The 14,290-nt window shown below is 33.5% G+C and carries 10 protein-coding genes; 6 read left to right on the top strand and 4 right to left on the bottom strand.

Features of this window, described 5'->3' with window-relative positions; all coding sequences use genetic code 11:
- The first annotated feature begins 142 nt into the window (after positions 1–142).
- Positions 143–1,150, top strand: a complete 1,008-nt coding sequence (locus ACNC7R_RS03945) for a 3-oxoacyl-ACP synthase III family protein (protein WP_417939689.1) — start codon at positions 143–145, stop codon at positions 1,148–1,150.
- A gap of 83 nt (positions 1,151–1,233) precedes the next feature.
- Positions 1,234–1,905 carry a copper homeostasis protein CutC gene (locus tag ACNC7R_RS03950; protein WP_417939690.1) on the top strand — a complete coding sequence of 224 codons (672 nt, stop codon included), beginning with the start codon at positions 1,234–1,236 and terminating at the stop codon, positions 1,903–1,905.
- A gap of 84 nt (positions 1,906–1,989) precedes the next feature.
- Here ACNC7R_RS03950 and ACNC7R_RS03955 read toward each other — a convergent pair whose 3' ends face one another.
- On the bottom strand, positions 1,990–4,395 hold the full coding sequence (locus ACNC7R_RS03955; RefSeq protein WP_417939691.1) for a TonB-dependent receptor domain-containing protein: 2,406 nt from the start codon (positions 4,393–4,395) through the stop codon (positions 1,990–1,992).
- 275 nt (positions 4,396–4,670) lie between these two features.
- Between ACNC7R_RS03955 and argS the strand changes: the two genes are divergently transcribed.
- Positions 4,671–6,449, top strand: a complete 1,779-nt coding sequence (argS, locus tag ACNC7R_RS03960; protein ID WP_417939692.1) for an arginine--tRNA ligase — start codon at positions 4,671–4,673, stop codon at positions 6,447–6,449.
- 85 nt (positions 6,450–6,534) lie between these two features.
- Here the strand turns inward: argS and ACNC7R_RS03965 are convergent, their stop codons facing one another.
- A complete protein-coding gene (locus tag ACNC7R_RS03965) occupies positions 6,535–7,437 on the bottom strand; it encodes a DUF6607 family protein (protein ID WP_417939693.1) in 903 nt (300 codons plus the stop codon).
- 107 nt (positions 7,438–7,544) lie between these two features.
- Here ACNC7R_RS03965 and ACNC7R_RS03970 point away from each other — a divergent pair, with 107 nt between their 5' ends.
- The 3 genes from ACNC7R_RS03970 to ACNC7R_RS03980 all read left to right on the top strand — a co-directional run bounded on the left by ACNC7R_RS03970 (position 7,545) and on the right by ACNC7R_RS03980 (position 12,866).
- Positions 7,545–9,698: a TonB-dependent receptor plug domain-containing protein gene (locus ACNC7R_RS03970; RefSeq protein ID WP_417939694.1), complete on the top strand. Its 2,154-nt coding sequence runs from the start codon at positions 7,545–7,547 to the stop codon at positions 9,696–9,698.
- A 14-nt stretch (positions 9,699–9,712) separates the two neighbouring features.
- On the top strand, positions 9,713–11,119 hold the full coding sequence (locus ACNC7R_RS03975) for an HmuY family protein (protein ID WP_417939695.1): 1,407 nt from the start codon (positions 9,713–9,715) through the stop codon (positions 11,117–11,119).
- A 268-nt stretch (positions 11,120–11,387) separates the two neighbouring features.
- Positions 11,388–12,866 carry a hypothetical protein gene (locus ACNC7R_RS03980; protein WP_417939696.1) on the top strand — a complete coding sequence of 493 codons (1,479 nt, stop codon included), beginning with the start codon at positions 11,388–11,390 and terminating at the stop codon, positions 12,864–12,866.
- Positions 12,867–12,970: 104 nt separating this feature from the next.
- Here ACNC7R_RS03980 and ACNC7R_RS03985 read toward each other — a convergent pair whose 3' ends face one another.
- Together ACNC7R_RS03985 and ACNC7R_RS03990 are read right to left on the bottom strand one after the other, a co-directional pair.
- On the bottom strand, positions 12,971–13,750 hold the full coding sequence (locus tag ACNC7R_RS03985) for a T9SS type A sorting domain-containing protein (RefSeq protein ID WP_417939697.1): 780 nt from the start codon (positions 13,748–13,750) through the stop codon (positions 12,971–12,973).
- A 6-nt stretch (positions 13,751–13,756) separates the two neighbouring features.
- The gene (locus ACNC7R_RS03990) at positions 13,757–14,272 is read right to left on the bottom strand and encodes an ankyrin repeat domain-containing protein (RefSeq protein ID WP_417939698.1); all 516 of its coding nucleotides are present in this window, start codon (positions 14,270–14,272) and stop codon (positions 13,757–13,759) included.
- Positions 14,273–14,290 lie beyond the last annotated feature (18 nt).

Raw genomic sequence — 14,290 nt, forward strand, 5'->3', positions numbered from 1 at the left:
TCTGAAAAAGAACTAATTTGAAATAAAATGTTTTTTAAGACATTGAAAATTGTCAATTGCGAAAAAAATGGTAATTTGTATAGTAATGTTTTAAAGTATACTTAAATTTGCAATCCAGTTTTTAACTAATAAAAAAGAGAGTATGTATCATTCAAAAATTGCGGGATTAGGATATTATGTTCCTTCAAATGTGGTGACAAACGATGATTTGTCTAAGATTATGGATACCAATGATGAGTGGATTCAGGAGCGGACCGGAATTCAGGAAAGAAGACATATTATTCGTGGCGAAGACACTACAACTTCAATGGGAGTGAAAGCGGCTGAGATAGCAATTGAACGTTCCGGTGTAGCCAAAGAAGATATCGATTTTGTAGTTTTTGCAACATTAAGCCCTGATTACTATTTTCCGGGACCCGGAGTTTTAGTACAGCGTGATTTGGGATTACGAACTGTAGGGGCATTAGACGTTAGAAATCAATGTTCAGGTTTTGTGTATGCTATTTCTGTTGCAGATCAATACATTAAAACCGGAATGTATAAAAATATTTTAGTAATTGGTTCCGAAGTGCATTCTACAGGATTGGACATGACCACACGCGGGCGCGGGGTTTCGGTAATTTTTGGTGATGGGGCAGGAGCAGCAGTTCTAAGCCGTGAAGAAGATTTAACAAAAGGAATTTTATCAACTCACTTGCATTCTGAAGGACAGCATGCCGAGGAACTTGCTTTGCAGGCACCAGGAATGGGAGCACGCTGGGTAACGGATATTATTGCAGATAATGATCCTAATGATGAGAGTTATTATCCGTATATGAATGGACAATTTGTATTTAAAAATGCAGTTGTGCGTTTTGCAGAAGTTATTAATGAAGGCTTAGAAGCAAATGGTTTGCAGGTGTCGGATATTGATATGCTGATTCCGCATCAGGCGAATTTAAGAATCTCACAATTCATTCAGAATAAATTCAAATTATCTGATGATCAGGTTCATAATAATATCCAGAAATACGGTAATACAACTGCAGCATCTATTCCAATTGCTTTAACAGAGGCATGGGAGCAGGGGAAAATTAAGTCCGGAGACACTGTTGTTTTGGCAGCCTTTGGAAGTGGATTTACCTGGGCAAGTGCCATTATCAAATGGTAAATTAATTCCTGTAAATGATATAAAACCTGTTTTGCTTTGAAGCAGGTTTTTTTATATTTGGTTAATTCAATTTGTTTTGTATTATGAAAAAAAGTCAACTCGAAATAGCCTGCTTTAATTATGAATCAGCATTGATTGCACAGGATAATGGCGCTGACCGAATCGAATTGTGCGAAAATATGAAGTTTGGAGGCACAACCCCAAATTATATTTTAACGGTTAAGGTTCGTGAAAAGCTGTCCATAAAAATGCATGTGATCATAAGACCCAGAGGTGGAGATTTTTTTTATACGAATGAGGAAATTGCCGAAATGAAACAGGATATAAAACAGTTTAAAAAGTTAGGAGTTGATGGTTTTGTTTTTGGAATTTTAAATGAAGATGGCACAATCAATAAAAAGAAAAATCTTGAATTAGTTAGTTTGGCCAGCCCGCTTCCGTGTACTTTTCATCGGGCTTTTGATGTTGTTAAAAATGTTGAGCAGGCTTTAGAAGACGTCATAGATTGTGGTTTTAAAACCATTTTAACTTCCGGACAGCAATTAAATGTTGAAGAGGGAATTTTTAATTTAGAGAAAATTCAAAAATTAGCCAATAACAGAATTGAAATTATGCCTGGCGGCGGGTTACGATCTTCAAATATTAAACTATTGCAGGATAGATTAGAACCTACTTTTTATCATTCATCAGCTATTACTGATGATACAGAAACAGCAAATCCCGAAGAAGTAAAAGAAATTCGAAATTTTTTATAAAAATGAGTTCATAAAAAGACCTGAAGCTGGCAAACTTCAGGTCTTTTTTTCTACAAGTAATTATAAATATTAAAAAAAAAACGTTTAAAACATTCCACCAGCATCTTTACTGGTATTGTCATCTCTTTGTTTACGTTGTAAGTTTTTGATTTTTGCGCCACCAAAGTTATAAGTTACACCCAGATAAACTGTTTGACTTTCCCAGGTAAACTGTCCTGATTGGGGATAAGGATATTGAGTATCAAAAGCATATTTCATTGTATTGAAAACATCATTAAAACGTAAGCTGATATTCATTTTGCTGTCTAATAATGTATATCGAGAACCCATATCTATTTTGTACATTTCACGGCTGTCATTTTGTACTCCTTCAACGGCACCTCTGTAAAAACCGAACAATAAAAAGCTTAAACGTTTATTTGCCTTAAAGTTTGAGTTCATGCGTCCATTGAATGCTGCAACAGTAACTGTTCTTTCCTCTGGTTTACTAATGTTTTCTCCAGGATAATATTTCGATACAACTCCTTTTTGGTTAATGCTTGAGAAATCCACAGAAGGCTGAATATCCCACCATTTTGTGATTTTATAGTTGAAAGAAACTTCAAATCCATATGAACTATTATGATCATAGTTGGTAAAAGTCATAATTTGTTTATTTGGATCTGATTCGTCTGATTCTAAAATTCTACTAATCGGATCATTGATACTTCTAAAGAATACTCCTGTAGTAAAACTGCCTTTTTCGAAGGTTTTAGTATAATTTACTTCAACAGAATTAGTAAACTGAGGTCTTAACTCAGGATTTCCAAATGAAGTAACCAACGGAGTAGAAAATTCACGAATAGGTTTTGTCTGTTCTAAACTTGGTCGGTCAACACGACGGCTATAACTCAACTGAAAAGTGTTTTTATCATTCAGATTATAGGTTAGATAAGCTGAAGGATAAAGGGTAATATAGTCATCATCAAACTTTTCTAAGCCATCATTTAAATTTGCAGCTACCTTATAACTTTCAAAACGGGCACCTAATTGATAACTAAGTTTGCTGAATTTCTGACCAAAAGTTACATAAGCTGAATAAATATCAGTGTCATAAGTATAATTAGAAGCGGCTAATGGAGCAAATGGATTGCTTGTATTATACTTGTTCTCTGTTCTGGTTATTCTGGCTTCTGCACCAGCTTCAAGTGTGGTTTTTCCATTTAATGGATTTACATAATCAACGTTTAAAGTGCTTAGTTTTCTTTTATCGTTAATGAAGTCATCATAAACTATTTTATTCGATGTGTTATCTGTTTTTGAAGTTTCTGTATCAAAAGTCGAATTCTGAGTTTCTTTGGTATCACTATAATTTCCTTCAAAGTCTAAAGTGTGACCTTCTTTTTTAAAGATGTGTTTGTAAGCTAAATTGTAATTTCCAGTGTTGTTAGGACCTTGATATCTTGCTTTCTGAAAGATATTGTCAATTCCTTCAGGGGAATTAAAGTAATCAATATCAGTGTCGATTAATCCGAGTCCCGTTGCTTTGTTTTGTGTGGTGTAAAAAGATAAAGTGTTATGGTCATCAATTAAATAATCCATTCCAATTTTGTACAAGTATGAATCATTATCATTAGAGATTTTCAAATCCTGAATAATAGTTTTATCTGCTTTGGTAATGTAACCATCATTGAAATAAGTTCCGAAATTCGTTCCGCCGTTTCCAAAGAAATTTACTTTTCCGGTTTTGTAATTTAAATCTAGTGACTGATTGTATTTAGCTGTTTTTCCAAAAGTGATCCCACCACTATAGCTTCCGTTGAAACCAGTATTGGCATTTTTGTGTAAAATAATATTGATGATTCCCGACATTCCCTCAGGGTTGTATTTCGCACTTGGATTGGTAATCAATTCAATTTTTTTGATAGAAGTCGATGGAATTTGTTTTAATAATTGCGCTGGATCAATATTAGAAGGACGTCCGTCAATTAATACACGTACATTGTCATTTCCGCGAAGCGAAAGCTTTCCGTCCTGATCTACATTCACAGACGGAATATTATTCATGATGTCAGATGCCGAAGCCCCTGCTGTGGTTAAATCTTTCCCAACATTGATTACTTTACGATCGATTTTCTGCTCAATTGTAGAACGTTCCGCAACAATATTTACGCCTTTTAGCTGCGTTGCTTCTTCTTCAAGCGATACATTTACGGTAGCCGTTTTTTTGTTTTCACTCAAAATTACAGATCCGATATATTTCCTGAAACCAATATACTGTATTTCGATTGTGTAACTTTTTAGGGCAAGGTTTTTAATCGAAAAATCCCCATTGTCGTCTGTATTCACTCCGGAAACGACTTTTCCGTTGTCTTTAATCGAAACTGTAGCATAAGAAATAGACGCCTTATTCGATTTTTCAATGATTTTACCGGATACCGTTCCCGTATTCTGAGCATGTGTTGTTGCAATGATTCCCAGTAATGCGAACAATAAAAATTTTAATTTCATAAGTAGTTTAATTGATTATTTTGATTTGATTGATGATTGTGTTCAAATTTGTTAATAAGACCCTTTTATGAATGAATTGTTACAATGTTTTTACAGAAAAAAGCTAAAATTTATTTTGAGGCTCTGTTTTATAAGCTATTAGTGTTTTGTTTTTTTGATACTTTAGACTCTTGATTTTTTAAGAATTTCTAATTCTTTTCTACTATTTAATATGTTTTTCGTTTTCTCAAATTGATGAATAAGCAGTATATTTGCTCACCTTAAAAAAAGTTTACATGTCATTATCACAAATTCTTACTCCTTCTATACAAAATGCCATTCAGGCATTATTTGATGTTACTGTCGATAAAATCGAATTTCAGGCTACACGAAAAGAGTTTGAAGGCGATATTACTATGGTGATTTTTCCTTTATTGAAATTGACTAAAAGCAATCCTGCCGAATTAGGAAATAAAATTGGAGATTATCTTGTTAAAAATGTGGCCGAAGTTGCAAGATTTAATGTTGTTTCTGGTTTCCTTAATATCGTAATTGCGGATCGTTATTATCTGAATTTCTTTAATGAGATACGAGACAATACCAAGTTTGGTTATGTAACTCCAAATCCTGAAGAGAAAGCGATCATGGTGGAGTATTCTTCGCCAAACACCAATAAACCTTTACATTTAGGTCACGTACGTAACAATCTGTTAGGGTATTCTGTTGCTGAAATTCTGAAAGCTTCGGGTAAAAAAGTATATAAAACACAAATTATCAACGACCGTGGAATCCATATCTGTAAATCGATGCTGGCCTGGGAAAAATTCGGAAACGGAGAAACTCCAGAATCTTCAGGCTTAAAAGGAGATAAATTGGTTGGTAAATATTATGTGGAGTTTGATAAAGCTTATAAAACCGAGATCAGTCAATTAATAGAAACTGGCAAAACGGAAGAAGAAGCAAAAAAACAAGCCCCCATTATAGTTGAGGCGCAGGATATGCTTAAAAAATGGGAAGCCGGAGACGAAAAAGTAATTGCCCTCTGGAAAATGATGAACCAATGGGTGTATGACGGTTTTGCTACCACTTATACCAATCTTGGAGTTAATTTTGATCAATATTACTACGAAAGTAATACGTATTTATTAGGAAAAGATGTGGTTCAGGTTGGGCTTGACAAAGGTGTTTTTGAAAAAGATCCTGATGGTTCAGTCTGGATTGATTTGACAGATGAAGGTTTGGATCGTAAAATCGTATTGCGCTCTGATGGCACTGCCGTTTATATGACACAGGATATCGGGACTGCAATTCAGCGTGTAAAAGATATGCCTGACGTTGGCGGAATGGTTTATACCGTTGGAAACGAGCAGGATTATCATTTTAAAGTATTATTTTTAATTCTAAAAAAGTTAGGTTTTGACTGGGCTTCAAGCTTATATCATTTGTCATACGGAATGGTTGATTTACCATCCGGAAAAATGAAAAGCCGTGAGGGAACTGTGGTAGATGCTGATGATCTGATGCAGGATATGACAGCAACAGCCAAACAAATCTCTGAAGATTTAGGAAAACTAGATGGTTACTCTGCTGAAGAAAAGGCTAAATTGTACAAAACAATTGGTCTTGGTGCATTAAAATATTACATTTTAAAAGTAGATCCTAAAAAGCGTATTTTGTTCAATCCGGAAGAATCTGTTGATTTCGCTGGTAATACAGGTCCGTTTATTCAATATACGTATGCCAGAATTCAATCTATTATCCGCAAAGCCGATTTTGATTTTTCTGCTACAACTACCATTCAAGAATTGCACGAAAAAGAAAAAGAACTGGTAAAATTAATTCAGCTTTTCCCGGAAATCATTCAAAATGCGGCACAAAACCATAGCCCGGCTTTGATTGCGAATTATACCTATGATTTAGTAAAAGAATATAATTCATTCTATCAGTCGGTACATATCTTGGGAGAGGTCGATTTGATTAAAAAGATTTTCAGAGTACAGCTTTCGCAAAAAGTGGGTGAGGTTATTAAATCTGCTTTTGAGCTATTAGGAATTGAAGTTCCGGAGAGAATGTAAGAGCTTACATCAAAAAAAAAGCATAATAAAAAGAGCCGATAGTTTCATGAAGCTATCGGCTCTTTTAACAACTAAAACAAAATATTTATTTTACAAACTTTTGGATGATAGTATCAGTTTCTGATTTTGCAGCATCTGGTTTCAAATCGAATAAAAGAGAATAAAGCGTTTTTTTCTCTACTTTGGCTTCTAAGTTTAAATCCTGGTGTCTGTCAAAAAGAGTCTGCCATTTGTCGCGTACATTTTTCCAAAGCGCATTGTTTTCCTTCCACCATTTTTGAGCAGCCATACATTTACTATCCGGGACTTTAGTATAAACGTCCATTCCTTTTTCTTCTGCTAATACAACATCTTTTCCGCTGTCGTCTCTTATTAGCTTTTGGTTATCCTGCTCATGGTTCCAACCTGTGGAGGTGATTTCATGAATGTTTCTTCTTTTTAATACGTTATAATCATTACGTTTTGTATGTTCTCTTCTTGGAAGAGGAGCATCCGTTACATTTGTCCAATAGTCCTGGCCGTCAACATGTACCCAGGTTGCAGTTCCTTCATATCTTGGACTGTCATCTACCTGATATACTTTTTGAGTCCATTGCCCTTTAACAGCTTTTTTATCCAGTTTTTTATACTTCCATGATGTGTTTTTATTGAAAAGATATAAATCGGTGTTTTCATACAGCCAGTCTTGTCTCCAGTGTTTAATGATCATATCGTCACTTACAATTAATAAATGCTGCATTGAGATTTTATTTGGAGTGTCTTCTACTAATTCTACCCATTCCAGCGCCGACTCGTGCTTTGTTTCAGAGGGTTTATAGCTAAGAGAATCTTTTGGATAAGAGAAAGTTTCTGTGAAGTTAAATTTCACTTCATAACAGCCACACATCGATTTTATAGACTTAATGTCCTGCTGTTTTTTGTCTTGGCTGAAACCTGAACTAAAAGTTAAAGCCATAATGGCTGAAAAATAAAGGCTTTTTGTGATCATAATTGTTTTTATTATGGTTTAAATTTTTTCGCAAATATATAAACTTTATTTAGAATAAATAAAAATAATTATATATTTGCACAAGTTATTAAGACTTAATAAAAATAATGAAAATTAAAATTACCTTTTTTGCTGCTTTCCTTTTTTCTACTTATTCTTTTGCTCAGCAAAAAGATACTATTGTATCGCAGGAAAAATTATCCGAAGTTGTTGTTACTGGTCAGTTTGAGCCTCAGTACATAAAGAAATCTGTTTTTAATGTCCGTGTGATTTCTAAAGAAAATATTAAACAGTTGGCTGCGAATAATTTGGCAGATGTCTTAAATCAGTATTTAAACATTAGTGTTACATCCAATGGTAATGATGGACGTTCTAAGGTTTCAATGTTTGGATTAGATGCACAATATTTTAAGATTTTGGTTGACAATATACCTTTAGTAAGTGATACAGGAATGGGAACTAATGTTGATTTAACGCAAGTAAACCTTGATGATGTAGAGCGTATCGAAATTATCGAAGGATCTATGGGAGTAACTCATGGCGCAAATGCCGTAAGCGGTATTTTAAATATTATTACTAAAAAAGGAGGTGGATATAAGTGGCAGATCGGCGCGACTGTTCAGGAAGAAACAGTTGGAAATGAGTTTGCATTTTTTGATAAAGGTCGTCATATTCAATCAGCTAAAATTGGTCATAATTTTAATGAAAATTGGTTTGTAAACATTGGAGGGAATCGTAATGTAATGGCTGGTTATTATGATAATATGCTAGGAAAAGATTATGATAAAAATGATGGACTTAGAGGATATACTCAGCTTCCGAAAGAACAATTGGTAGGAAATGCCATTTTGGGTTACCAAAAAGATGCTTTTAGAATTTTTTACAAATTTGATTATTACGGTGAAGATGTTCATTACTATAATCCAGTTGTAAATATACAAGACAATTATCCATTTGCAGACACGTATTTTTCGAGAGATAAAAGATATATAACCAATCGTTATTATCATCATTTGAATGCCAATGGAAATCTTTTTTCAAAGTTAAAGTATAATGTTTCTGCTTCGCAGCAGAAACAGGAGCGTGATTTAGAGAATTTTGTTTATCATATAGATACAAAACAAGAGATAGATAACAAAAGATTCACTTATCAATCAAAAGAGGTTTTTTATTCAACAGGTACACTTAGTAATTTCTTTGATAATGAAAAGGTAGACTTTCAGCTTGGTTATGAAATTACAAACGAGAATGGATTTTATGATTCTTCAGTTGGAGCTTTTAGAGATGATAATCAGCAAGGTGTAAATATTAGAAAGAGATTGGAAAATTATGATGTTTTTTCGGTTGCCGAAATTGCTGTAAATAATAAGTTCTCAATTCGTCCAGGGCTTCGATTTTCTTTTCAAAGTGCTTTTGATAATCAATATGCAAGTTCTTTAGGTTTAAGATATCTTTTTGATAAAGGACTGGAAGCGAGAGCTTCTTTCGGTAAATCTTATCGTACTCCAAACTTTGATGAGTTGTATACTTATTTTGTAGACTCAAATCATAACATGCAGGGAAATTCGGATTTAATTCCTGAAACAAGTACTTCTTATGAAGTCAGCTTAAAAAGAGCTTGTACTTTTGATTCTGGTACTCAGATCTCGAACAACTTAGCTGTAACTTATCTGGATGTTGATGATAGGATAGATTTCGTTGCAACACAAGTAAATCCTCTGCATTATAAATATTTAAACATTAACAGATATAAAATGTGGAACATTTCAACAGTAGAACAATTTAATTATAAAAATTGGAATGTAATGCTAGGGGCTGCTGTGGTTGGAATCTCCAGAAGAATTGATTTGGCAGCACAAAACTTAGTATCTGATTATAAATTCTTTTACTCATTCAGATTAAATTCAAGCATATCTTATAATATTCCAAAATGGAATACTTTGTTAGCTGTTTTTTACAAATACAATGGAAAGCAGCAGCAATATACAGCAGGAACTGATAGTGATGGAAAAGCAGGTTTCTTTTTAGAAGAACTTAAGTCATTTAGCTGGATGGATGCTTCTGTTCGAAAAACATTCTTTAAAAATCAATTTGAAGTTACTGTCGGAGCCCGAAACCTGTTTGATGTTACCAATTTGCAATCTGTACAAAATGGAGGTGATGCAAGTGGAGGTGTACACGGTGGCGGAACAACCCCTGAAATGCTGGGTTACGGCCGATCTTACTTCTTAAAACTTTCGTATAATCTAAATTTTAATTAATCAATTACATTACCATGAAAAAAAACTTTATTCTAATAATTTCTTTTGTATTACTTGCGTTTACAGCCTGTAATAGTGATGATGAAGCAGTGCAGGTCAATGCAGTAGCTTTTGCGGCAACGTCAGTAAATTTATCTGCTGAAACAACTCCAATAGAAATTAAGTTTGCGTTACCAACTGCATCAGCAGGGTCATTAACTTTGACTGTTACCGAAACTGCAGTAGCAAATGGTACAGATTTTAGCACTACTCCAGCGATAGCATCAAAAACTGTTGTAGTACCTTTTGATAAAAATGTTTCTTCTGTAAGTTTTACTTTCAAGAAATTGAAAGAAGCTATCGAAGGTGAGGTTAAAAACGTGGTTTTCACTATTAGTAGTGTAACTATTAATTCTGTAATTTCTGAGAATAAATCGATTCAGGTGAACTTTAATGAGACAGCTTCTTTAGGCAGTGCATTAGCTCCTGAAGTTGGAGGTCCAACAGAACCAAATCAAGTTTTTGTTGATTTAAGCAGCGAAAAAATGACTGTTGTTCCTAGAGTTTCCTGGGATTTAGGATTCTACTCTGGAACTGATTTTAGAGTGATAATAAATCACACTGTGAGAATGACTGCTAAGCAAACTACTAGTATAAATATTGATGAAGTTCAGGCAGAAGATGCGACTATGCTTGTTAATGGTCATGGAAGTTTAACTCAAATTGATGATCCTGCAGGAGATCTTACTAAAACAGCTATTGCGGAAATATCTGCAACAGATGCTGATAACAAAGTATATGTAATCAATATGGGAAGTAATCCTGGAACAGTTGATCCTGAAGTTGGATCTGAAGGTACAGGTACAGGACCTTCGAGAGGATGGAAAAAAGTTAGAATTTTAAGAAGTGGTAATGATTATAAAGTGCAGTATGCTAATATTGAAGCTACAACTCACGAGGAAATTATTGTTTCAAAAAATCCAGCTTATAACTTTACTTTTTTAAGTTTATTAGATAAGAAAATAGTTAGTGTAGAGCCTCAAAAAACACAATGGGATATTAGTTTTACAAGTTTTACTAATACAGCAGGTTCAGCTCCTTATAATTTTGCTGATTTCATTTTAAATAATGTTAAGGGTGGTACCAAAGCATATCAGGTTCTTACGACAGCTTTTACATATGATGCTTTCGCATTAGCAAATGTTGACAATGCTAAATTTACAGATGATCAAAGAAATATTGGTTCAAACTGGAGAGGAACTGTAGCATCAGGAGCAACAGATGCAAATGGTAACCCAGTTTCTTCATTTAATGCGAGATCAGATCGTTTCTATGTGGTTAAAGATCCGGCAGGAAATGTTTATAAAGTGAGATTTACGGCTGGTGTAAACGCAGCAGGTGAAAGAGGGTATCCGACATTCCAATACGCTATCTTGAAATAATATAATTTTTATTAACCTCGGATATTATTATTCGAGGTTATTTTTTAATCAATAATTAATTTTAATATGAAGAAATTTACTTTGTTATACTTTGAATTTTATTTTAAGTTTTCGTTTCATAAATAGAAGTCTAAAATAAAATTTTAAACCAGATGAGAATAATTTTTAATGTTTAATCAATCATATTATGAAAATAAAATTACGATTATCAATTTTTGCATTATTAATGGGGCTGTTTGCTATTTCTGGCTATTCTCAAACCCCACAAATGATTTCAATAACCAATTTAAAGTATACAAATAATGGTATTACAATAGCAAGTGGATCACCAATTCAGATTGCTGAGGGAGGCACTGTTTCTGTAACGTTTAATTTAGGAATCAATAATCCTGGTTTTGCACTAATACAAGGGGGAACCTTGTCAGTATATAGTAAATTAAATAGTAGTACAAACATACAACATGTGTCAATTTTCTATGGTCAAAATGCTATATCAGGATCTGTGAGCAAACAATGCACAATAGAGCTAAAATCCAGCCATTTTCCTTCTGGTACAGGATCTATATATGCACAATTTTCACCGGTAAATAATAGTCCCATTTTAGGAACAAGTGTGCCTGTAAAAACGGTTCCATTAATAACTAGTAACTATATTATAGGAAATCAAACAGTTTACGAAGGAGATCCTGTAGGTTCTATAAATGGTCCAGCTCCAAATGGTGGAGATGGATTATATACTTATATATGGCAGCAAAGGATTGGGAGTGCAGGTTCATGGACAAATATATCAGGAGCGACAGGTGTTACTTTTCAACCTGTAAATGTTTCGGTTTCTAAAATATCATATAGAAGAATCGTTACATCATTATTTGGCACACTTACTAATACAAGTAATGAAATAACAGTTACCATATTGCCTAATACACCAATAGGTAATAATATAATTACTTTATCAGGCTCAGAAATACAAGGAAGTACACCTACAGGCGGAATAGGTTCATTTACTTATAGCTGGTATGTTTACCTTGTTAATGATGTGGGGTGGGAATTGATGCAAGAAAATACTAAAGATTTGAGTATTCCGAATTCTATATATGGTTTTGCGGAAAATCCAGGTTCTGAAGTTTACATTTTTAGAGAGGTAAAGTCGGGAAATAAATACTCTGACAGTAAGGTTATTAGAGTTTTTCCTACTCTGCCTATAGAAAATAATGTTATTACAAGATCTGGGGATATCATTTTAGGAAGCTTACCAACTGGTGGTACAGGAAGTTTTAGATATGAATATAATTTTTATCAAGAATATGATGGTAAAGTTATAAGTGAGGTTTCAGACGTTGGAAGGGAAAAAGATTGTCCTATTCCAACTCATGCAGTTTTTACTAGTAAGATGTATAGAAAAGTAATTTCAGGTAACAAGGTTTCTTATAGTAATACAATTGTATTGTTTGATGCTGGAAAGCAAGTATCTGAAAGAATGCAAACTAATTCAGCAGATCTAACAGTATACCCAAATCCAACATCAGAATCAATAAATTTCATAACCACTTTTTCTACAGAGAAAGATATAGAAATTATTATTTATTCAGAAAGCCTGCCAGATACAAAATCTGTTTTTAAAGGACGTGTTATTCCAAATCAGATCGTAAATTGGAATATTCCATCCAATTATTCAAAAGGAATTTATTTCTATAAAATCTTATCAGACAATAATGAAGTCAAATCTGGAAAATTTATATATAGATAAAAGTATTTTCAATTAGTTAATAACTTGGTTTTTTTTATTTTTTTTGGAGAGGTTAGGATTTTTTTCTAACCTCTTTTTTATTACAAATACTATGAAAAGAATAACTATTTGATAATTATTTTTTTCCAGGTTTTTTCCTGATCGTTTTGCAATTCTATTAAATAAACTCCCGATTGCTGGTTTTTCAATGATACTTCAATAGTATTCGATTTGTCTTTTACTTCAATACTCTCAACAAGTGTACCTGTTAAAGAATATACGTTTATTTGATCTAAACCTGTTTTGGTTTCAATGGTAAAATTTCCGTTTGAGGGATTTGGTGAAATTGAAGATGTTTTTAAACTGAAATCATCTACTCCTAGAGTAGTAGATAAAGCAGTATCTATAGCGTATCCTCGATTTCCTCCGTGATTTCCCATTATATAACCTGCATTACTTCTTTTAGCCCAGACAAAATCAATAGAAGTGTTAGCATAATTGAAGGTGTAATCATTTGCGTCTCCGGTTGAAAAATTTCGTTCTGCGATTATAGTTCTGATTCCTGAGGTTACCGTATTTGATGTTACTGTCCAGCCTTGAGAGGCATCCGTACTTGGAGGATCACCTAATCCGGTTTGTCTGGCATCAACCAATGTTGTCCCGTTAGCATATACTAAATCGTGTCCATCACCCATACCTTCACCAGTGGCAAAACTTCCAAATTCCAATCCAAACCATCTGTCAGAGGGACCTATAAGTTTTAATGTTGCTTTTTGAGTAGTATTGTTTAAGGTTAGATTTGCGGTTATACCGCTAGTTCCAAAAGTAACATCTCCGGTAGATTTTTGCTGGGCAAAACTGCTTATACCAATTGCTAAAAGAGTTAAAAGAGTAATTTTTTTCATAATCTATTATTTTAAAAGGTTAATGATGGGTTCATTTTGAGAAAAAACAGCATATTCAAATGCTGTTTTTCCTTGATTATCTTTAATTGTTTTATCAGCTTTATATGCTAAAAGCAATTTTACTAATTCAGTATTCTTGAATTGAACTGCTAGTGACAATGCTGTGATTCCGTTTGCATCTGTTGCATTTGGATTTGCTTTTTTCTCTAACAATAATTTTACTAATTGTGGCTGGTTTTTATAGGTTGCCGCCATTAGAGCCGTTCCCATGTCTGAGTTGTAGTTAATATCCTTTACATTTTCTATCAGAAATTTGGCAACTTCAATATTTCCTCTGTAACAAGCCAGAATCAACGGACTTGTTTTGCTTTCGTTAAGCGAATTGATTAAATCGGGGTTTGATTTGTTGAGGTTTTGAATCTCTGTTAAAGTTCCGCTTCGGGCAATATCAAAGACATTTTTTTCTTGTGCTGTAGCGATATAAAAGCATAATAAAGCAGTCAATACGAATAGTTTTTTCATAGTAAAAAGCAGTTGTTT

The sequence above is a fragment of the Flavobacterium adiutor genome (assembly GCF_048282555.1).
Lineage (GTDB): Bacteria > Bacteroidota > Bacteroidia > Flavobacteriales > Flavobacteriaceae > Flavobacterium.

Bases quoted from the DNA above. Each gene is read 5' to 3' on its own strand.
- ACNC7R_RS03945 (WP_417939689.1), top strand. From the start codon at position 143: ATGTATCATTCAAAAATTGCGGGATTAGGATATTATGTTCCTTCAAAT.
- ACNC7R_RS03950 (WP_417939690.1), top strand. From the start codon at position 1,234: ATGAAAAAAAGTCAACTCGAAATAGCCTGCTTTAATTATGAATCAGCA.
- ACNC7R_RS03955 (WP_417939691.1), bottom strand. From the start codon at position 4,395: ATGAAATTAAAATTTTTATTGTTCGCATTACTGGGAATCATTGCAACA.
- argS (WP_417939692.1), top strand. From the start codon at position 4,671: ATGTCATTATCACAAATTCTTACTCCTTCTATACAAAATGCCATTCAG.
- ACNC7R_RS03965 (WP_417939693.1), bottom strand. From the start codon at position 7,437: ATGATCACAAAAAGCCTTTATTTTTCAGCCATTATGGCTTTAACTTTT.
- ACNC7R_RS03970 (WP_417939694.1), top strand. From the start codon at position 7,545: ATGAAAATTAAAATTACCTTTTTTGCTGCTTTCCTTTTTTCTACTTAT.
- ACNC7R_RS03975 (WP_417939695.1), top strand. From the start codon at position 9,713: ATGAAAAAAAACTTTATTCTAATAATTTCTTTTGTATTACTTGCGTTT.
- ACNC7R_RS03980 (WP_417939696.1), top strand. From the start codon at position 11,388: ATGATTTCAATAACCAATTTAAAGTATACAAATAATGGTATTACAATA.
- ACNC7R_RS03985 (WP_417939697.1), bottom strand. From the start codon at position 13,750: ATGAAAAAAATTACTCTTTTAACTCTTTTAGCAATTGGTATAAGCAGT.
- ACNC7R_RS03990 (WP_417939698.1), bottom strand. From the start codon at position 14,272: ATGAAAAAACTATTCGTATTGACTGCTTTATTATGCTTTTATATCGCT.